The 20,595-nt window shown below is 73.6% G+C and carries 15 protein-coding genes; 8 read left to right on the top strand and 7 right to left on the bottom strand.

What is annotated here, in order from left to right:
- Positions 1–51 precede the first annotated feature (51 nt).
- Genes ACTMTJ_RS15355 through ACTMTJ_RS15380 form a run of 6 tightly spaced genes read left to right on the top strand, consistent with a single transcriptional unit; the run spans position 52 to position 5,526 of the window.
- Positions 52–705 carry a glycosyltransferase family 2 protein gene (locus tag ACTMTJ_RS15355; protein ID WP_441217067.1) on the top strand — a complete coding sequence of 218 codons (654 nt, stop codon included), beginning with the start codon at positions 52–54 and terminating at the stop codon, positions 703–705.
- Positions 702–1,970 carry a DUF2064 domain-containing protein gene (locus ACTMTJ_RS15360; RefSeq protein ID WP_441217068.1) on the top strand — a complete coding sequence of 423 codons (1,269 nt, stop codon included), beginning with the start codon at positions 702–704 and terminating at the stop codon, positions 1,968–1,970. Before ACTMTJ_RS15355 ends, ACTMTJ_RS15360 begins: the two co-directional genes overlap by 4 nt.
- The gene (locus ACTMTJ_RS15365) at positions 1,967–3,055 is read left to right on the top strand and encodes a molybdopterin-dependent oxidoreductase (protein ID WP_441217069.1); all 1,089 of its coding nucleotides are present in this window, start codon (positions 1,967–1,969) and stop codon (positions 3,053–3,055) included. The genes ACTMTJ_RS15360 and ACTMTJ_RS15365 overlap by 4 nt, the downstream gene beginning before the upstream one ends.
- Positions 3,052–3,459, top strand: coding sequence for a hypothetical protein (locus tag ACTMTJ_RS15370; protein ID WP_441217070.1), 408 nt, complete (start codon positions 3,052–3,054; stop codon positions 3,457–3,459). The genes ACTMTJ_RS15365 and ACTMTJ_RS15370 overlap by 4 nt, the downstream gene beginning before the upstream one ends.
- Positions 3,460–3,505: 46 nt before the next feature.
- Positions 3,506–4,522 carry a sensor histidine kinase gene (locus ACTMTJ_RS15375; protein ID WP_441217071.1) on the top strand — a complete coding sequence of 339 codons (1,017 nt, stop codon included), beginning with the start codon at positions 3,506–3,508 and terminating at the stop codon, positions 4,520–4,522.
- Positions 4,523–4,581: 59 nt separating this feature from the next.
- Positions 4,582–5,526 carry an acyltransferase domain-containing protein gene (locus ACTMTJ_RS15380; RefSeq protein WP_441217072.1) on the top strand — a complete coding sequence of 315 codons (945 nt, stop codon included), beginning with the start codon at positions 4,582–4,584 and terminating at the stop codon, positions 5,524–5,526.
- A 473-nt stretch (positions 5,527–5,999) separates the two neighbouring features.
- Here the strand turns inward: ACTMTJ_RS15380 and ACTMTJ_RS15385 are convergent, their stop codons facing one another.
- Positions 6,000–6,374, bottom strand: coding sequence for a hypothetical protein (locus tag ACTMTJ_RS15385; RefSeq protein ID WP_441217073.1), 375 nt, complete (start codon positions 6,372–6,374; stop codon positions 6,000–6,002).
- Positions 6,375–6,550: 176 nt separating this feature from the next.
- On the opposite strand from ACTMTJ_RS15385, the gene ACTMTJ_RS15390 reads away from it, so the two are divergent.
- Both ACTMTJ_RS15390 and ACTMTJ_RS15395 read left to right on the top strand, forming a co-directional pair.
- Positions 6,551–7,219 (top strand): response regulator, encoded by a 669-nt coding sequence (locus ACTMTJ_RS15390; RefSeq protein ID WP_441217074.1) that lies wholly within the window; start codon positions 6,551–6,553, stop codon positions 7,217–7,219.
- A complete protein-coding gene (locus ACTMTJ_RS15395) occupies positions 7,216–9,015 on the top strand; it encodes a sensor histidine kinase (RefSeq protein WP_441217075.1) in 1,800 nt (599 codons plus the stop codon). The genes ACTMTJ_RS15390 and ACTMTJ_RS15395 overlap by 4 nt, the downstream gene beginning before the upstream one ends.
- Positions 9,016–9,023: 8 nt before the next feature.
- Here ACTMTJ_RS15395 and solA read toward each other — a convergent pair whose 3' ends face one another.
- The 6 genes from solA to ACTMTJ_RS15425 form a co-directional block, all read right to left on the bottom strand.
- Positions 9,024–10,106 carry an N-methyl-L-tryptophan oxidase gene (gene solA / locus ACTMTJ_RS15400; RefSeq protein ID WP_441217076.1) on the bottom strand — a complete coding sequence of 361 codons (1,083 nt, stop codon included), beginning with the start codon at positions 10,104–10,106 and terminating at the stop codon, positions 9,024–9,026.
- 45 nt (positions 10,107–10,151) lie between these two features.
- Positions 10,152–14,408: an nSTAND1 domain-containing NTPase gene (locus ACTMTJ_RS15405; protein ID WP_441217077.1), complete on the bottom strand. Its 4,257-nt coding sequence runs from the start codon at positions 14,406–14,408 to the stop codon at positions 10,152–10,154.
- 64 nt (positions 14,409–14,472) lie between these two features.
- A complete protein-coding gene (locus ACTMTJ_RS15410) occupies positions 14,473–15,921 on the bottom strand; it encodes an amidohydrolase family protein (protein WP_441217078.1) in 1,449 nt (482 codons plus the stop codon).
- 21 nt (positions 15,922–15,942) lie between these two features.
- Positions 15,943–16,656, bottom strand: a complete 714-nt coding sequence (locus tag ACTMTJ_RS15415; RefSeq protein ID WP_441217079.1) for a class I SAM-dependent methyltransferase — start codon at positions 16,654–16,656, stop codon at positions 15,943–15,945.
- 21 nt (positions 16,657–16,677) lie between these two features.
- Complete coding sequence (locus ACTMTJ_RS15420; RefSeq protein ID WP_441217080.1) at positions 16,678–19,005, bottom strand: alpha/beta hydrolase family protein; 2,328 nt, start codon at positions 19,003–19,005, stop codon at positions 16,678–16,680.
- A 552-nt stretch (positions 19,006–19,557) separates the two neighbouring features.
- The gene (locus ACTMTJ_RS15425; RefSeq protein ID WP_441217081.1) at positions 19,558–20,580 is read right to left on the bottom strand and encodes a LacI family DNA-binding transcriptional regulator; all 1,023 of its coding nucleotides are present in this window, start codon (positions 20,578–20,580) and stop codon (positions 19,558–19,560) included.
- Positions 20,581–20,595 lie beyond the last annotated feature (15 nt).

Below are 20,595 nucleotides of genomic sequence, written 5' to 3' on the forward strand. Positions count from 1 at the left end.
CGTAAGCGGCAGCGCCGTTCCCGGCGGCCGGCGCGCGCCTACGGTGCCGGTATGGATCCGGATGTGGACGTGGTGCTGCCGTGCCTGGACGAGGCCGCGGCACTGCCCGGCGTGCTCGCCGCGCTGCCCGCGCGATACCGGGCGATCGTCGTCGACAACGGCTCGCGGGACGGGTCGCCGGAGGTGGCCGCGGCACACGGCGCCACCGTGGTTAGCGAGCGGAGAAAGGGGTACGGCGCGGCCGTGCACCGCGGCCTGGAGGCGGCGACCGCGGAGGTGGTGTGCTTCCTGGACGCCGACGGCTCGCTGGACCCCGCCGCGCTGCCCGCCCTCGCCGCGCCCGTGCTGGCGGGCACGGCCGACCTCGCCGCCGGTCGCCGGATCCCCGTCCGCGGCGCCTGGCCGTGGCACGCCCGCGCGGGCAACGCCCTGCTCGCCGCGCGGCTGCGCCGCCGGGGCGTGGCCGTCCACGACATCGCCCCGATGCGGGTCGCGCGCCGCGAGGCGCTGCTCGACCTGGGGGTTGGCGACCGCGCTTTCGGGTACCCGCTGGAACTGCTGCTGCGCGCCGGCGCGGCCGGCTGGCGGATCGTCGAGCTGCCCGTGGCATACCGGCCGCGGACGGCAGGTACCCGGTCCAAGGTCTCCGGCTCGGTGCGCGGCACCCTGCGCGCCGCCCGCGACATGGCGGCGGTGCTGCGGTGACGGTCCTGCTCGTAGTGGCGAAGGCTCCGGTGGCGGGCCTTGCCAAGACCCGGCTCTGCCCGCCGGCCACGCCGGTACAGGCAGCCCGGATCGCGGCCGGCGCGCTGCTCGACACGCTCGCCGCCGTCCGCGCCACGCCGGAGGTCGCGCCGGTCCTGGCGTACACCGGCGACCTCGACGCCGCCGAACGCGCGGACGAGCTCCGGGCCGCGCTGGCCGGCTGGACCGTCCTGCGCCAGCGCGGCGACGGGTTCGGCGAACGCCTCGCCGCCGCGCACCGGGACGCCGGTGCCCGCTGGCCGCGCCGGCCGGTGCTCCAGATCGGCATGGACACCCCGCAGGTGACGCCGGGCCTGCTGGCCGCCTCGGCACACCGGCTGTCCACCGTGGACGCCGTGGACGCCGTGCTCGGGGCGGCCGCGGACGGCGGCTGGTGGGCGCTCGGGGTGCGCGATCCGCGCCACGCCGCGGTCCTGTGCCAGGTGCCGATGTCCACACCCGAAACCGGCCGTCTCACCCGGTCCGCCCTGACCGCGATCGGCCTTCACGTGGAGGTGCTGCCAGTCTTGTCCGATGTGGACACATGGGAAGACGCGCTGTCCGTGGCCGAAACCGTGCCAGACGGGCGGTTCGCCGCCGCGGTCTGGGACAGCGCCCACCACCATTCCGGCGCGGAGCCGGTCTGGCTCGTCACCGCCGACGGATGGCGGCACCGCCTGCCGGTCTCACGGTGGCGAGACGGCCCGGAGCCGGCCGTCCGCGAGCTGCTGGAACGCTGCACCGGGCCCACGCTCGACGTCGGCTGCGGTCCGGGCCGGCTCACCGCCGCGCTCGCCGCGCGGGGCGTGACGACGCTCGGCATCGACACCTCCGCCGGCGCGGTCGCACAGGCTCGCCGGCGGGGCGGCAGCGCGCTTCGACGCGACGTGTTCGCGCCGGTGCCGGGCGAGGGCAGGTGGGCGCACGTGCTGCTCGTCGACGGCAACATCGGCATCGGCGGCGACCCGGTGCGGCTCCTGCGCCGCTGCGCCGCCCTGCTCCGGCCGGGCGGCACCGTGCTGGCCGAGCTCGACGCCGGCGACACCGGGCTGTGGCGGGGATACGCGCACCTGTCCTATGGGGAGCGTGCTCACCGCACCGCCCCGTTTCGCTGGGCCCGCCTCGGCCTGACGGCTCTGCACCGGCTCGCGGACACCGCCGAGCTCACCGTACGGGCGGTACTGCACCGTGACGGGCGCTGGTTCGCCGAACTGGAGCGGCGGTGAAGCTCCCGATCCCGCGCCCCGAGGACTTCCGCGCACCGGCGCACGCTCCGGCGGTGACGGCGCGGATCGGACTGTGGCTGGGTGTCGCGTTCGGACTGTGCTTCCTGACCGGGCTGCTCAGCCACGCCGCCCAGCACCCGCCCGGCTGGTTCACCTGGCCCACCCGGCCGGTGAGCCTCTACCGGATCACCCAGGGCGTGCACGTCCTTTCCGGCATCGCCGCGATCCCGTTGCTGCTGGCGAAGCTGTGGAGCGTCTACCCGCGCCTGTTCATCCGCCCCTGGCACCGCGGCCTCGCCGAGCGGGTATCGGTGCTCGTGCTGCTCTGCGCCGCGTTCTTCGAGCTCGCCACCGGGCTGTTCAACGTCGCCCAGTCGTACCCGTGGCGGTTCTTCTTCATCGAGACCCACTACGCGGTCGGCTGGATCGCGGCCGGCGCGCTGGCCGTGCACATCGCGGTAAAGCTGCCGGTCGCCCGGGAAGGGCTCGGCGTCCGCCCGGACGCCGACCGGAGGGCCTTCCTGCGCACCGCGTGGGCGGCGTCCACAGTGGCCGTACTCGCCACCGCCGGCATCACCGTGCCGTGGCTGCGCCGGGTCTCCGCGCTCGCCTGGCGTTCGGCGGGTGGGCCGCAGGGGCTGCCGGTCAACCGCACCGCCGCGGCCGCCGGCATCCAGGTGCCCGCCGACTGGCGGCTCGAGGTCGTGTGGGAGGGCGCGCGGCACGCGTTCACGCTCGACCAGCTCGCCGCCCTCCCGCAGCGGACCGAGACGCTGCCGATCGCCTGCGTCGAGGGGTGGAGCGCCACCGCGCGCTGGACCGGCGTGCGGATCCGCGACCTGCTCGCCACCGCCGGCGCGCCGACCGGCCGGGCGGTACGGGTCACCTCGCTGGAGCGGGCCGGCCTGTACGCCGCGAGCACGCTGCCCGCCCCGCACGCCGCCGACCCGCTGACCCTGCTCGCCCTCCGCGTCGACGGGCAGGTGCTGGACGCCGACCACGGTTTCCCGTGCCGGATCATCGCGCCCAGCCGGCCCGGCGTGCTCCAGACCAAGTGGGTGACCCGCCTGGAGGTCCTTCCGTGAGGGCCACGCGGTTCCTGCTCGCCGCGGCCGGCTTCGCGCTCGCCGCCTACGGCGCGTGGCTGCTGCGCCCGCAGCTGCCCTACGCCTGGACCTGGCTTGTCGCCGGCCCGGTCCTGCACGACGCGGTGGTGGCGCCGCTGGTGGGCCTCACCGGCCTGGCGCTCGCCCGCCTGCTGCCCGGCCGGACCTGGCGGCGCTGGGTCGCGGCCGGTCTCGCGGTCACCGGGACGCTGCTGCTGATCGCGACACCCCTCGTCTGGCGGCCGCACCGCGCACCGCCCAACCCGGGCCTCCAGGACCGCGACTACGTCCGCGGCCTAGCCATCTGGCTGGCGGTCCTCTGGGCCTGCGTCCTACTCGGCGCCGCCGCCAGCCGCCTGCGCGCCCGGCGCGCTCGGCCGTAAGGCTTTCGAAACACTTTGCCGCGCACAGCGGACTAGCCTGAACACGATGCGCGACCTGCTACTGATCTTCGCTGCCGCGCTGGCCGGCGCGCTCGCGATCGGTGCCCTCGGCGCGGCGGCCCTCCGGCTGCTGCACCGCCGCACGATCATGACGCACATCTGGGTGCTGATAGCGGTGACCGTCGGCAGCGTGACAGCCGGCGTCGTGGTCATCGCCGAGGCCATGTTCCTGTCCCCGCACGACCTCCAGGTGGTGCTGACCACGGTGGCCGCCGGCGCCGCGGTCAGCGTCGCGGTCGGCTGGCTGTTCGGCCGCCGGCTCGCGGCCGCGGCGGTGTGGGCAGCCCAGGCCCGCGAACGGGAGCGGCGCCTGGAGAAGGGCCGCCGCGACCTTGTCGCGTGGGTATCGCACGACCTCCGCACGCCCCTGGCCGGTCTGCGGGCGATGGCGGAAGCCCTCGAAGACGGCGTGGTGTCCGACCCGGCCACGGTCGCCGAGTACCACCGGCGCATCCGCGTGGAGAGCGACCGCATGGCCCGGCTGGTCGACGACCTGTTCGAGCTGTCCCGCATCAACGCCGGCGCGCTCCGGCTGTCACCGTCCACGGTGCCGCTCGGCGACGTGGTCTCCGACGCTGTCGCGGCGACCGCGCCGATCGCCGACACACGCGGCATCCGGCTGGTGGCGATGGAGTCCGGCTGGCCCGTGGTGCGGGCGAGCGAGCCGGAGCTCGCCCGCGTGCTGGCCAACCTTCTCCTCAACGCCGTGCGATACACGCCGCAGGACGGCACGATCTGGGTCAGCGGCGGCAACGACCGCGACGGCGCCTGGCTCGCCGTCGACGACAGCTGCGGCGGCATCCCGGAGGCCGACCTGCCCCGCGTCTTCGACGTCGCGTTCCGGGGCGAGCCGGCCCGCACCCCGCGCGGCGCCGACGGCGCGGTCGGCGGGCTCGGGCTGGCCATCGTCCGCGGACTTGTCGAAGCACACGGCGGCCGCGTCGACGCACGCAACATCCCCAACGGCTGCCGCTTCGTGGTCCACCTCCCCACCGCCCTCTGACCCCCGAGCCATCGCCGGCACAGGGAGTGGAGGCGACACCGGAACGTAGGATCGTCCGCGTGGATCTGGACGACACCGCCGCCCGGCTCGGGGTACCCGTCGAAGACGTCGACCGCGTGCACCGCCTCGCCGGCGACCGGCCGTCGGCTCCGCTACCCGCCAAGGCCGACGCGCAAGCGCTCCTCGACCGGCTCGCGGTGCGGCCGGACGACGCCGCCGAGATCATGGCGGGCTGGCCGGACCCAGACTCTCCACTATGGACACCCGAGCTGCGCTGGCTGCTCGACCGCTCGATCGCCCTGGTCCGCGCCGACCTCGGGGGCCACGAGTGGCTGCCGCCCGGTCCGGAGCTGCCACGCGAGCGGGGCCTAGCCTGGCGGCACCTCTACGTGTACGCGTACCTTGCCCTGGTCGGCGTCGTCACCGGCTACCACCGCGACCACGGCGTCACCGAGGCCGTATCCTGGGCGTCCCTCGCCGACCTGGGCCGCAACCTCGCGATCGACCGGCGGATGCGGCGCGAGGGCTGGCCGGTCATGCAGAGCTGGCTGACGCTGCACGCCCGCGGCGCCATCTACGAGCTGGGCCGCCTGCAATACCACCGCGGCGGCACCGCCATCGACCTGCACATCCCCGAGTCGGGCCCGATGACCCCGGAGTCCGTCACGGCGTCGCTCGACGAGGCCCGCGCGTTCTTCCCGCGTCACTTTCCCGACGAGCACTACACGGAGTTCGCCTGCGGCTCGTGGCTGCTCGACCCGCAGCTGCTGGAGTACCTGCCCGAGGACTCCAACATCGTCAAGTTCCAGCGCAGGTTCGCGCTGGATCCCTACGAAAAGCAGGAATGGATCGACGCCGACGTCGAGGTGATGCGGTTCGTGTTCCGCACGCTGACCACCCCGCTCGACCAGCTCCCGCGCCGCACCGTGCTCCAGCGCGCGATCGTCGACCACCTGAAGGCCGGCCGCCACTGGCAGGTCCGCCGCGGCCGCTTCCCGATCTAAGCCCTTCGGAGTCAGGGTGTCTGCCCGTGGTGAGTTTCTGGAGACATATTTGCCCACGCCCGCGTCAGCTGTAGACCGTATGCTCCCGCGGGCACCGCTCCCGGCCGGCGGCTCGCAGCGCTCGCCGAACTCCCCGGCCGTCCACTGCCAGCTCCGCGAGACAAGCCCCGAAGGGGTCTACGCGGGCCCCACCCGCACCATCCTGACGCAACGTAACCAGCCAAACGGGCCAGACTTCGAGAACAGACATTGTGGGCAAACGTCGACCACCGGCGCGACCAACGGCGGACGGGTGAGGCCGCGGGAGCAACGGTCTGGACCACGACGGACATCGCGGTAGCTCAAATCTCTGTCCAAATAAGGGATTCAGTGGTCAAAGCCGCCCGACTCTGGAAGGTCTTTAGACCAAAGCTAAGGATTCGGGTCACCGGAGCGACCCGAATCCTTCACGATGACGCCGCGCCACGAGTTGGTCAGTCGGTCACGGCTACCGGCTGGCGGGACGGGGTGAGCATCATCGCGACGCTGGCGATCGTGACCACGACCACGACACCGACGAGGACCTGGATGGCCGCCGGCACGTCGACGAAGAACGCCGGCAGCGCGGTGACCATGGAGATGATCCGGGCACCCGCGGCGACGCGGACGGCGGTGCGTCTGGCGGTGCGCCAGGCGATCACGACGGCGATCACGGTGATCAGGCCGAGCACGCCGTCGAGCACCAGGATGGCGAAGGGCGGGCCCGCCTCGGCGTCGTCGGGCGTCGGCTGGAACGGCGCGGTCATGTCGCCCAGGCCGAGCAGGAAGGCGATGACGAGTCCGGTCTTGTTGAGCTTGGAGAGCTTCACGACTATCACTCCCGGGTCGGAAGGGCACCTGTTCTTCGGTGCCGTTGGGCCAAAGCTTGCGGGCCGGCCCGTTCCCGCCGGATCGGTCGACGTGCCTGCCGCACCGGGAAGATTCCCGACCGTACCCGGGAATGTATTCCTGGGTCGATGATCAGCGCAGCCCTCATGATGGATCCATGACACCGCCCGATGGACCGATCACCGTCGTCCTGGTCGACGACCATTTCGTGGTTCGGGAGGGGCTGCGGGCGCTCATCGAGTCGTTCGAGGGGTTCGCGGTCGTGGGCGAGGCGACCGATGGCGAGCAGGCGGTCCGCGAGGTCCAGCTCCACCGCCCCGACGTGGTGGTGATGGACGTGATGATGCCGCGGGTGGACGGCGTCGAGGCGACCCGCCGGATCGTCCGCGCGTGTCCCGGCACCGCCGTGCTGGTGCTGTCGATGGCGGAGGACGACGAGGTGGTGTTCAGCGCGATGCAGGCCGGCGCCCGTGGATACCTGCTCAAGGGCGCCGCGCAGGAGGAGATCGACCGGGCCCTCAAGGCGGTGGTGGCCGGTGAGGCGATCTTCGGCCCGGGCATCGCCACGCGGGTCCTCGGCCTGTTCGCGCGCGGCGCCACCGGGCACGCGCCGCCGTTTCCCGAGCTGACGCCGCGTGAGCGGGACGTGCTCGAGCTCGTGGCGCAGGGTCGGCGCAACGCGGCCATCGCCAAGGCGCTCGGCATGGCACCCAAGACGGTCGCCAACCACCTGTCGTCGATCTTCGTGAAGCTCCAGGTCACCGACCGCTCGGCGGCGATCGTGCGGGCCCGCGACAGCGGGCTGGGCCAGGGCCGACCGTCATGATCATCTGGCTCTCGCTCGGCATCGGCGCGGCCTTGCTCGCCGTTGCCGTGCTGATTCTCCTCGCACTGCGGCGGCGGGCATGGCCGGACGGCACCGTACCCGCGCGGCTGCTGGGGCTGCTGCTCGCCGCCGCCGCGACCGGTCTGCTGGCGGTGGCGCTGCGCCTGGTCACGGGACCCGGCGGGGTGCCTGACCGGTTGGCCGTGTTGAGCGTCGTCGTGCTGCTCCCGACCGCGCTCGTGCTGTACCCGGACGACAAGCCGCCGGCCGGCCTCGGCTGGACTCCGGTGGCCGTCGTGGCGCTGTGCGGCGGGATGGGGCTCGTCTATCCCGGCCTGTTCGCCAAGAGCGGCCTCGGCGAGTTGGTGGCGTACCTGTTGGTGCTCGCCGCGCAGTGGTGGCGCTTCGAACACACCGACGTCGCCGGCCGCCGCGCGCTCCAGTGGTTGGCGCTCGGCGCCCTGCCCGGCCCGCTGCTGGCGGCCATGGCGAGCTTCGCCATCTCGGACGTGCTGGCGGCCGTGCTCGACCTCGCCGTGTGGACCGTCTTTCTGGCGTGCTTCTGCGTGGGCCTGGCCGCGCCGGGCGTCCGGGACGTGCGCGCCATAACGCTTTCCGTGGGCGTCCACGCGGCCGGCGGGCTCCTCGTGCTCGCGGTCTTCGCGTCGGTGATCTCGCTGATCGACACGGTGGCCGGGGATCGGGTCGTCCTCTCGCCGGGTGCGCTCGGCCTGGTCGCCGCCGCGTGCGCCATGGGCTACCCACCGGTCTCCCGGCTGCTCAGGCAGGTCGTCGAGCTGCTGCTGTTCGGTGCGCGCAGCGATCCGATCGAGGCCGCGTCCACTGTGGGCGAACGGCTCGGCGACGACCCCGTACCGGCGCTGCGGTCGCTGCGGGAGTCGTTGGCGCTGCCGTACGCGGCGCTGGTCGACCCGGCGGGTCAGGCGGTGGCCGTCAGCGGTCGCCCGCCCGAGTCGGCGGTCCGGCGCGCCCTGACCGTCGCCGATGGCACGCTCGGATACCTCGACGTGGGGCTGCGACCAGGCCAGCAGGCGCTGCTGCGCACCGACGAGCAGGTCGTGGCGGTGCTCGCGCCGGCGCTGGCGCAGCTGATGCAGGCCCGCAGGTTTCGCGCGGACCTCCAGGCGTCCCGGGCCTCGATCGTCGCGGCGGTCGAGGAGGAGCGGCGCCGGCTGCGGCGCGACCTGCACGACGGGCTGGGGCCGCGCCTGACCGGCGTCGCGTACGCCGCCGACGCCGCGCGGAACCTCCTGCACCGAAACCCGGCGCGCGCCGCGGAGTTGCTCGTCAGCGTGCGGGCCGAGGCGGGAGAGGCGATCACCGACGTGCGGCGGCTCGTCGAAGGCCTCCGCCCGCCCAGCCTGGACCAGGTCGGGTTGGAGCAGACCGTGCGCCAGCACGCCCGCCACCTGCTCCGCCCGGACGGCGGCCCGATAGAGGTCGACGTGCGGGTGCCCGCCCCGCTGCCGGGACTGGGCGCCGCCGTGGAGGTGACGGCGTACCGCATCGTCGTGGAGGCGCTGACCAACGCCGCCCGCCACTCCGGCGGCCACCACGCCACCGTCACGCTCTGCCTCGAAGACGGCGCGGACGACAAGGTACTGGCGATCGAGGTACGCGACGACGGCCGGTCCGGCGAGCAATGGGTGCCCGGGTTCGGGCTCACGTCGATGCGCGAGCGCGCGGAGATGCTCGGCGGCACGCTACAGGCGCACGTCGACGGCACCGGCGGTGTGGTCTCCGCCCGGCTTCCGCTCGAAGCCGGGCGCGGCTGACGCGTCGATCAGGTGCGCGACGCGAGCGCGAAGCGGGGCGGCGCGGGCGCCGCTCCGATGACGAGGTCCGCGACGATCCGACCGATCACGGGCGCGAACTTGAAGCCGTGCCCCGAGAACCCGGTCGCGACGGTGACCGGTCCGACCCGGTCGATGACGAAGTCGTGGCTGGCCGTGTTGTCGTAGAGGCAGCTGATCGGCTCGGCGGTGTCCGGGTCGAGCCCGGGCAGCCAGCGCCGGACGTAGTCGCGCAGCAGGCGGCTGCCTTCCTCGGTCGCGGTGAAGTCGCGGCGGTCCGGGTCGACGACCGGGCCGCTGCCGTGAAATCCCACCTTGACGCCCTCGCCGGGGCTGAGCAGCCCGTACGCGGCGTGCTCGGGCTCGGCACGCCAGTGGATGAAGCTGGGCCAGCCGGCGCCCGGGTCGAGCGCGTGGAAGTGTGCCGGCTGCTCCTGCGTGACGGTCAGCGCCGGCAGGTCCAGGACGCCGCGCAGGATGCCGGGGGCCCACCCGCCGGCCGCGACGACGACGTGCCGGGCGGAGAGGACACCCTCGGCGGTCCACACCTCGACGGCGTCGTCGCCGCGGACCGCGACGCCAGTGACCCGGCGGCCGTGCTCGATCCGGGCACCCGCCTCGGACGCGAGGCGTTGCAGAACCTGGATCGCCGCGTCGGCCAGCAGGCGGCCACCGTCCGGCTGGTGCAGGACGGGCGACTCGAACTCCATGCCCGGCCATCGCCGCTTCGCCGCGGCGGCGTCGAGGACCGTGAACGGCACGCCGTGCGCCGCCAGGACCTCGGCGATGCCCAGCGCGTCCGGACCGTGGTCGATCGCTCCGGTGGTGGTCAGCAGCGGGACGCCGGACTCCTCCTCCAGGTCGCGCCAGAGCCGCAGGGCGCGCCGGGCGAGGGTGACGTAGTCGGGCTCGGGGTAAGCGAGCCGGAAGATCCGGGTGGCGCCGTGCGAGCCGCCGCGGTCGTGGCCGGCCTCGAAGCGCTCGAGAAGATGCACCTCGCGGCCGGCCGCGGCGAGGGCCCAGGCGGCGGCCGAGCCCATCGCGCCACCGCCGACCACGATTACGTCCTGCACGTTTTCAAACGCTACAGACAGCCGACGATGGCGGCTCGGCGCGGTTCAATCCTTGCCGCAGATCGTGCCCTTCGAGGTGCCCGCGGGGAGGGTGGCGCGTTCGTCGGCGGTCAGGTCCCTACCCACGATCGCGCACAGGTGTGCGGCCCACTGCTCGGGGGCGAGCGGATAGACGGCGCGGCCGACGTTGCCGGTCACCTGAAGAGCGTTGCCGTCGTCGGCGAGGTCGACATCGCCGGCATCGGCCAGGTGCAGCACCGCGGCCCGCCGGTCCCAGCTCCAGAGCGTGAAACCGTCCGAGGACTTGATGCCGATCAACGTGCCGGTGAGGTGGCCGGCGCGGACGATGCCGACGAGCTCGGGGATCGTGCCGGGTGGTGAGACGGTCAGCGCGGGCCCGTCGAGTCGGCGGCGCGCCACGTCCCACATCTGGAGCGAGCCGTCGGTGAGGATCATCAGCCGTTGCCCGTCCGGGGTGTACCTCATGTCGCGGACCTCGGCGGCCTCGGGCATCGGCAGCTCGGCGATCCGCGTGCCCTCGGTGGCCGACCACATCTCGACCCGGCGCTGGTCGACCTGCACGGCCACCTCGGGCCGTCCGGGCCAGGACGCGCAGGCCACGCCGTGGCCGGTGGCCAGCAGCTCGGTCCTGGTACGCCACGGCTGTACCGCGTCGCCGACCTGGGTGCCCCGGCGGATGTCGAAGCGGCTGAGCATCCCGCCGTACCAGACAGTGATGGTGTCCGTGGTTGCCGCTTCGGGTTCACAGATCGCGATCGACGTCCACAGCGTGCCGGGCGAGGGTCGGGGAACCCCCGGCGCCGCGGGTATCGGGATCCGCGCGGTGAGTCGCATCGTGGCGGTGTCCCACACCAGCAGGTGCCGCCACGGTGCGTCGACCATCAGGATCGTCCGCCCGCTGTCGACGAACCCGTACAGCCGCTCCGTTTGGGCGAACAGGTCGGACGGGTTTTCGGGCACCCGCGGGAGGTCCGGCGGTCGGTCGGCTCGGCCGAGCTCCTGCCCCGTGGTGGCGTCCCACAACCGCAGCCACGGTCCCTCGGGGGTGAGTGTGGCGATGCGCCGCCGGTCCGCGTCGAGCACCAGGTCACGTCCGGGAGTGGCGAGCGCGTCGTCCAGCGACGAGAAGGCGGACGGTTCGACGTCCGCCACGGCGACGGTCGGGCCGAGCGCGGTGGCCAGCCACCACCCCCGCGAGGTGGTGCCCAACAGCATCTCCGGACGCATCCCCGCCTCGCCGGCGGGCAACCGGACGTGTGCGGTGGCGCCGGTCTCCAGGTCGGTCATTTCGGCGGACCGGCCGGGTAGCTCGTCGTCCGACCGGCGAAATGTGTCGTGGACGACGGCTCGGGCGCTGTGGTCGACGAGGATCTCACCGCCGAGGAGGTTGCCGGGAGCGGCGATGCCGTCGTCACAGCCTCCGCGGGTCGTGACCGGCGGACGTCGTGCCCCGGTGACCAGGTCCCAGATATGCAGCGTCTGGTCCACGCACGCCACGGCGGTGCGCGCGTCGCCGCTGACTCCGGCCGCTGTCGCGCCGGCGGTGAGCGTGCGCCGGCGACCGGTCGCCAGGTCCCACACGTCCAAAGTGGTGTTTCCGGCGCGTCTTGTCGCGACCACGAGCTGTCGACCTGGCCCGAACCAGGCGTTGGCCCGGTCGGGCAGGCCGGCCGGAGTGCGTTCGGCGGTGGCCCGGGTCACGTCGAAGATCCGTAGCCCTTCGCCGGGGAAGCCCGCGATCAGCCGGTGGCCTTGGCCGTCGAAGCGCAGCAGATCAGGGGTGGTCGCACCGTCGTGCAGCGTGACGACCTTGCGGCTCGGGCCGATGACCGCGATCCGGCCGCCGTCGAAGGCCGCCGCGACCGTCGCGCCGTCCGGGCTGACGGCGAGCGTCCCGATCCGCGCGTCGATGCCCTCCTCGAACTCCGTCCTGGTCTCCACCCGCTCCAGCCGCTGGTCCACCCGCCCCCAGAGCAGCACTCCGTCCCGGCCGGCGGCCGCTATCACCGACCCGTCCGAGGACGCCGCGAACGCGGTGAGGTCTCCGGCGCCGATGTCGAGCAGGCGGCTCGTGGCGCGGTAGCGGTCGTACTGGTCGAACAGGCGCACCAGCGCTTGTGGGTGCGGGCTGGTCCGGTACGCCGCGATCGCGGTCAGGACGGCGGTGTCCGGCCGGCTCCGGTCCTGCTGCCCGGCGAGGTGGCCGAGCAGCTGCGCGGCGTTCTCCCGTACCTGAGCGTCCAGCTCGTCCGACCGCCTGTCCAGCACCACCGCGAACGTGCTGGTCAACACCAGCAACGCCACGATGAGCGCGGCGGCGCCTCGCCATGCCACGGCCACCCGCCGGTGCCGGCGGCGGCTGGCCAGGATGAAGTCGCGCTCGTCGGCGCTGATGTCGCTCGGATGCGCGCGCAGCCAGCGCACGCCGTCGGCAAGCCGCTGGCGGCGCAGCGGCTCCGCGCGGTCCATGCTCGCGCGCAGGTCTTCCTGCCAGGAGCGGAAGTCGCGTTCCTCGGCCAGCCAGGCACGCATCCGGTCCCAGTGGACGGCCAGCACCTCGTGGGCGAGGTCGTAGCTGCGGCCGCCCCCGGGGTCGTGCCCGGCGACCAGCAGGCGGCCGGCGGCCAACACCTCGGCCACCGGCAGCAGCTCCGCGTCGAGCTCGGCGGCGCGTGCGGTGCGCCGGGTGCCGCCGTGCGGGTCAGGCCGGACGAGCTGGACGAACAGCCGCCGGGCGGCGGTGCGCTGGGCGGCGCCGAGCTGCTCGGTCCAGACCTGCTCGGCGTAGCTGGTCAGGGCGCCGGTCACGCCGCCGAGCTCTTCGTAGGCGGCGTGGGTCAGCCTCCCGGCGTCCTGCGTCTCCCACAGCTGGGTCAGGGTGAACTCGACCAGGGTCAGCGCGGCGGGAGCGTCGTCGACGTCGGCCACGATCCGTTCCACGAGACCGGGTTCGAAGACGACACCGGTGTCGCGTAGCGGCGCCTCGATCGCGGTGCGCAGGTCGTCCGGGCGCATGGGGCCGACCAGGTACACGGTCTCCCGGGCCGCTTCGTCGAGCGCCAGATGATCCGCGGCGATGTCGAGCAGGTGCGGGCGCAAGGTGACCGTCACGTGCACGGCAACCGCCCCTTGCGAGATCGCGACCAGCACCTCCGCCAGCTCGCGCGCGGCCCGCCGGTCGGCGACCACGAGCTCTTCGAACTGATCCACCACCACCAGCAGGCGCCCGGCTCCGGTGCGCGCCAGCACGTCGCCGAGCAGCTCGGCAAGCCGGCCATCCCCGATCGCCGCGGAGAGGGTGGCGCGCGCTTCCAACGCCCGCGCGCCGCTCGCGTCCGGCTCGAGCAACGGCAGCAGGGCGTCGGCGAGCATGGTGGCCACGGGCAGCCCGGCCACCGGCCGGAACGTGGCCACGGCGAACCCGCGCGGGCGTACGCGCGGCAGCAGGCCCGCGTACACCAGAGACGACTTGCCGGACCCCGACGCCCCGACGACGGCGATGAACCTCGACCCGGTCACCCGCTGCGCCAGGCGGTCGGCGAGCGCGTCCCGCCCGAAGAACAACTCCGCGTCCGCCTCCCGAAACGGGGCCAGGCCCCGGTACGGGCACGGTGGCCGGCTCGCGGCGACCACCTCGGGCCACGCCTGGAAAATCTGCTCGCTCGGAATCAGGTACGCGGTACGCAACGCCGGATTTGTCTCCGCCGCGACCGCCATGCCGACGATGCCGCCGAGCTGCTCGTCCCAGACCGGGGCGCCGGAGAAGCCGGGCGCGATCCGGAAGCCGACCGCGCCGTCCGCCTCGACCTGGATCCATCCGCTGCCCAGCCGGCCGAGCAACCGGCCCGAAAACCACACCCCACCGTCGCGCCGGGCCGGAAACCCGAACACCCGACACCGGTGATGCCACACGTCGCCGGCCGGCAACAGCCCCAACGGGCGGATGCCCGCCGGCCGCTCCACCAGCCGCAGGCCCGCGATATCGCCCGAGTGGTCCGGCCGGGGCGGCGCCCAGATCTCCACCCGAGCCGTGACGACGTGCTCGGCGGCCACGAGCGGAAAGACCATCCGCACCGGATCACCCGGCGTGTCCCCCGAGTCGTCCGGCAGGCCCAGCGACCGAGCCACGACATGCGCACACGTCAGAACCTGATCCTGGCCGACCAGAAAACCGGCGCCGACCGCACGGCCTTGTCCATCGAGTATCGCCGCCACGCACGCGTCGAGAGCGCTGGCATCAGGCACGTCGACCCCAGATTGGAAATGATTCCTTTGGCCCACAGTCTAGAGATGGAACGTCACAGCCTGCCATCGATGTCGGTCGCGTGCCCGGGACGCCCGTCAGTCAGGCGACGCGGCCGCGGACCGGCCGGCCCGGCATGGCGTCGAGCACCAGCTCGTGGTCGCGGACCACGAACTCCCCGTTGACCAGTACGTGCGCGATCCCCGCGGACGGCAGGATCTCCGTGTACGTGGCCCGGTCGGCGACCGTGGCGGGGTCGAAGAGCACGAGGTCGGCGTCGGCGCCCGGCCGGATCCGGCCCTTGTCGCGCATGGCCGGTGCGAAAGGTTCGAGCATCTGGGCGGGCAGCAGCGAGCAGCGCCGCACCGCCTCCATCATGGACAGCGCGCCAAGCTCGCGGACCAGCCAGCGAAACGTGCGGGCGTACCCGCCGGCGCTGCGCGGGTGTACCCGGGCGGTCGGCGGCACCGGCCACGTGTCGCCGGCGAGCCGCACGCCACCGTCCACAATGGGCATCGTGTCGGTGGCGACGACCGTGTCGGTCAGCAGCAGCGAGCGCAGCAGCAGGTCGCGTTCGACCGGATCCGTCTCGTCGCGGAAGTCGATGATGACAAGCCCGCCGGGGTCGTCGGAGCGCAGCTGGCGCAGCCGGGCCGCGTCGGCGACCCGCTCCCCCGTCGCCAGGTAGGTCACCACGGTGGTCGGGCGGCCCTGATCGGCCAGTGCCTCCGGCGACAGGAAGGGCGCGCCGATGTTGGTCGACGCCGCGCCGTACGGGTACGCCTCGGTGGTGACCAGCGCGCCGCGGGCCCGAGCCTCGGTAATGGCCGCGCAGATCTCCTCGGTGTCGTTCTCGGAGGAGCTGTTGAGGTGGCAGATGTGCAGCCGCGCCCCGGTCTGCTCCGCCGCCGCGAGCACCTCGGCGACCCCGGCCATCCCCGCGTACCGCATGTGGGTCCAGCACGGCACGCCGAGCGACGCGGCCAGGGAGGCGAGCGCCAGGTACTCGGACCGGTCGGTGTCCGGTGCGTACCCGAGCAGGACCCCGAAGCCGAGCGCCCCGTCGGCGACCTCCCGCCCGAGCAGGTCGAGCAGCCGGTCCACGTCGCCGGGCGCGGCCGGCCGCCGCCAGTGCGGCCGGTGCACGTTGGCCAGCCCCACGTCCAGCGCGTCGCCGTCCACCGGCACCCCGTCGAACAGGTGCATCCGGCTGACCTGCCAACCGGCCGAGTACCCGAAGTTGATGGGCCGACCCTCGTCGGCGGCACGCTGGTAGCGCACGGCCACCGGCAGCCCGCCGGCCTCCAGCTCCAGCGCGGTCGTCACGCCGTCGAGGGCCTGGAGCCGCATGCCGACCTGGTCCTGCGCGTGGCTGTGCAGGTCGACGAAGCCGGGCGCCAGGACGAGCCCGGTGGCGTCCAGGACGGTGGTCGCCGGCGGCGGCGTCTCGGTCACGCTCGCGACGGCGCCACCACGGACGCCGACCGCGCGCACCGCGTCGAGACCGGACTCGGGATCGACGACCCGGGCACCGGCGATCACAAGATCCACAGGCCCCACCTTAGCGACCCGTCATGCCGGCTTGCGGGCGAGGACGAGCCCGCCGCGCGGGTCGCCGTCCCGCTGCCGGCCGAGCTCGGTCAGCGCGGCGGTGGTCACGGTGAAGCCGGCCGCCGTCAGGTCGTCGCGGAGCGCGGGCAGCGGGGTGGTGCGGTAGTACATGACGAACGGGGGCCGCCACACGGCGTTGCGGACCCGCATGGCCAGGTCGAACCCGAGCGTGAACCAGTAGGCGACCGCCGTGAGGGGCGGCGGCGCGCCGATCGGGAAGGCGAACAGCCCGCCGGGACGCAGGGCGCGGTACACCCCCTCGAAGACCGCGGGGCGTTCGGCGGGTAGGAAGTGCCCGAGCGCGCCGAAGGTGACCGCGAGGTCGAAGCGTCCGGCGAAAGGCATGGCGCGGGCGTCGGCCCGTACCCAGGTGGCGTCCGGGTGTGCGTCGCGTGCCTGTGCGAGCATGCCGGCGCTGAAGTCGACCCCGGTGATCCGCCCCTGGCACACGGCGCGGAGCACATGCATGCCCGCGCCGGTGCCGCAACACACGTCCAGCCCGTCGCGGAACGGCCCGAGCTCCGACAAGGCCTGGGCGGTCGCGTCGAGGATGCTCCGCGGTGTGCGGAAGGGCGTGTGGTCGAACTTCGGGGCCAGCAGGTCGTAGCCGCGCTCGACCGAGGACAGCGCCTGGACGCACAGCTCGCGCAGCGACGGGCCTTGAGGCGAGAACATCGGCCGAGGGTACCCGCCCCGCTACCCGTCGTCGTCCTGCACGGTCAACAGGCCGTACGCGTCGCCGACCGAGGCTCCGCTGACCGCCTTGGCGGCGACGACGTAGGTGCGGCCGTCGCCAGGCTGGGTGTCGCCGGTCACCTGGATCGGGATCGGGATCGTGGTGCTGCCGGGAGGGACGGTCACGACGGTAGCGGTGACGCCGCCGGTCGCCGGGTCCACGACGAAGACCCGTACCCGGCCGTTGCCGCTGCCGGAGATCTGGGCGGGCACGTGGTGGGTGACTGTGCCGGAGTCGCCTTCCGGCACGGTCAGCTCCCCCAGGTCCGCCCGCGGCAGCCCGACCGGCTGCGGTGCCGGCAGGCCGGGGCGCCAGCCCCAGGCGTCGAGCAGCCAGACCTGTGCCCAGGACTCACCGGCCCGCGGCACGATCTCCAGCCGCGTGACCCGGCCGAGGTCGAGCCCGGCCGTGACGGCGTTGGTCAGCGGCATCCGCACCTCCTGCCCCCACGTGTGCGAGAGCATCGGGTCGAGAGTGGACGTGCCCAGGACAGCCCGCCGGCCGGCGGAGTCGGCGATGGCGACGTCGAATCGCGTGCCCGGCGAGCCGATCGGCACCACCACCCGCAGCGCCACCGCCTGGGCGTTCGTGAGCGAAACCGCCGCCGGCGGCTGGATCGTGACCGGCGTGCCCAGCGCCGTCCACCGGACCCGCACCGCGTACCGGCCGGCCTCCGGGCGGATCGGCTCGAACGGGTCGAAGTGCGGGTTGGTGCTGTCGCAGGAGGTCGGCGTGGTGGTCGCGGTGACCTGCTGGCACAGCACACCACCGGTGCCACTGACCACAGTGGACGAGTCCGGGACCACCAGCGGCGCCCGGTTGCCGCCCACCGCGTGGCTCAGCACGACCGCCGGGTCGACCGACGGTGCCCGTACCCCGGAACCGTCCAGCAACGGACGGACCTGGTCGTCGCCGGCCACGAACGCGGCCGCCGCGGCGGCGGTATAGGTGGCGCCCACCTTCTGCTGCTGTTCGGGGGTGAGCCGCTGTGGCGAGGCCGACCTGCATATCGGGTCGTGCGGGCTGGCGAAGTCGTCGAACGACGGTGCCGCGGACAGGCCCGGAGTCCACTCGGTGTTGTAGTAGTTGTGGTTGGCGCCGACGACGTACGCCGCGCCGTGCAGGGCGAGACCACGGCCGACCCCGCGGGTCGCGTCCACGTACTGCTGGCCTTGCAGGTCGGAGACGTCGCCGTCGCAGCTGGACAGGATGGTCATCGACGGCACGTCCGGCGCCGGGTTCTGCGGCAGGAGCGTGGGTGCGATCAGCGCCAACCCACGGATCTGCCAGCGCACCGCGCCGGTGTACCCGTCGCGGCCCGCGGGTGGTGGCGTGAGGCTGTCGACCGCCGCCCTGCCCACCCCTTCCCCGCCACGCGAGTGGCCGACCAGCAGCACCCGCGTCATGTCGGTCACCGGCGCCGACCGCACGACGGCGGGCGCGCCCGGCCGCCCGCTGCCGGCCCAGTCCGCCCAGCGCGCAAGATGGATCCGGACCAGCGACGACCGCGCCTGCGCACCGCCGTCCGCCGGCGGCACGAGGCCACCGTCCTGGGCGTTGACGCCGTTCGCCGCGATCGACACGGTCACGTAGCCCTGCGATGCCAGCAACTGCTGTGCCCGCTGGTATCCGAGGTGGCTGGGCACCGGCGTCCAGCCGGCCGGGCACGGCCACGCCAGGGTCGGCTGCGCGGTGCCCTGGTAGCACGTGGCGTGCCGGCCGTGCAGGAACAACACCAGCGGGCGCTGGCCCGACGTGGCCTGCGGCGCCACCACGAACCCGCGCATCTCCACGGGCGCCGCGAAGCCGGGGAGGGACACGTCGGGCAGCGTGTACTCGCCGGAAATCGTCGAGAACGGGCCGGGCACACCCGGATCGACGGCGTTGGGCGGCAGCTGGGCCAGCTTCGCCACGCCCTGGCGGCGGTCGACCGCGCCGGCGGGAACGTCAAGTCGCCGACCACCCGCCAACACCCGCGGGTCGGTCAGCCTCCGCAGGGCCACACCGTCGACCGCGAGCCGGAACGTCCGCTGGTCGGCCGCGGCGACCGGCCAACCCAACAGCCGGTCACCGGCGTGGAACTCGACCATCGCGCCGCCGACCGGCACCGGCGCCGGCGCGTGCCAGACAAGCTCGAACCCCGATCCGCCGCGGCGCACCTCCCAACCATCCGGCAACGCCGCGGCCGCCGACGCGCCCTGACCCGGCTCCGCCCACGCGGCTCCACCACCGCCCAACGCCAACGCGAGCGACACCGCCGCCGCGACCACGCCTCGACCGACGCGCACCGACACCCTCCCCCGTGTATCCGTGAGGATCGATGCTAAGGGCCGGCGGCTTCACTTGGGCTTCACGCCCCAACCCGACCGGGACGGGGGCGGAGGCGGCGTCCGGGTGTGCGGCCACAAACCTAGATTCGAAAGACAGATCTGAGCTACCGCGACGTCCGCCGTGGTCCAGACCGCTGCTCCCGCGGCCTCACCCGTCCGCCGCTGGTCGCGCAACGCGAACAGATCTTGGTACGCACGCGCCCCCACAGGGGCCAATCCGTACCAAGGTCTGGTGGAGTGACATGGGTAAATCTGTCTGCGGAAACTCACCGAGAGCGAGACCCCTGATCCCAAAGGATCTCTAGGACCGGCATTTCGGTGCTGGTCAGAGCGTGTGGCGACTGTTCGTCGCGATCGCCGGAGGCGGTCCGGGGTGCCGGTGATGCGGGCTCGGGTCCGGTGTCCAAAGTGCTGCGATCGGCGACGAGGGTGGGCGAGATCCTGGTGATCGCCCGCCGACAAGGATCAGACGGCTCCCGGGCCAATCGGCGCGCCCGGGTGACCGCGGGTCTACGCGCTGCCCCGCCAGACGATGGGGGTGGGCATCAGGGTGCCGCCGGTAGGGGGTGTCTCGCCCATGAGCTGTCGCAGCACCAGGTCGGCGGCGTGCGCGCCGATCTCCTTCGCCGGCTGGTGCACAGTGGACAGTGCGGGGTCGGTGCGCTGGGCCCAGGGGCTGTCGTCGAAGCCGACGATGCCCACGTCGCCGGGGACGGTGCGGCCGGCCTCGCGCAGCACCTGGATGGCGCCGGCGGCGACCGAGTCGGACGCGGCGAAGACGCCGTCGATGCGAGGCTCGCGGCACAGCAGCTCGCGCATGCCGTCCATGCCCGCCGTGTAGTTGTAGAAGTCGACCTCGGCGACCAGCCGGGGGTCGAACCGGGGCCCGAGCGCCTGGCGGAAACCGGCGAGCCGGTCGGCGCCGGAGTCGCGGTCGAGCGCGGCGGCGATCATGCCGATCCGCTCGCGGCCGGTGGCGGCCAGCCGCTCGGTGATCGCCCGCGCGGAGCCGAGGTTGTCGACGCCGACGAACGGGATGCCCTGCCGCAGGTCGGGTGGGTGGCCGACGAACGCGGCCGGCAGCGCGAGGTCGGCGACCAGGCGGGTGATCGGGTCGTTGGCGCGGGCCGAGACGATGACCGCGCCGTCGACGAAGCCGCCGCTGAGGTACTTGGTGATCCGCTCGATGTCGCGGGCGGAGTCGATGACGAGGTTGACCATCTGGTAGTCGGCGTCGGACAGCACGGCGTTGACGCCGAGCATGATGGCGCCGATGTTGGGGTCTTCGAGCAGCAGGCTGTGTGGCTCGAGGACGAGGAAGCCGATCGCCTGGGAGCGCTGGGTGACGAGGTTTCGCGCGGCGGTGTTGGGCGCGTAGCCGACCTGGGCGATGGCGGCCTCGATCGCCGCCCGGGCCTCCGCCGAGACGTATCCACCATTGAGGACTCGGCTGACGGTGCCCCGTGAGACGCCCGCGACGGCCGCGACGTCGTGCACGGTCGCCCGCTTCGACGCCCCCTGCCGCCGCTGCACGCAGTCACTCTAGCG

The organism is Phytohabitans sp. LJ34, from assembly GCF_052068095.1.
Lineage (GTDB): Bacteria > Actinomycetota > Actinomycetes > Mycobacteriales > Micromonosporaceae > Phytohabitans.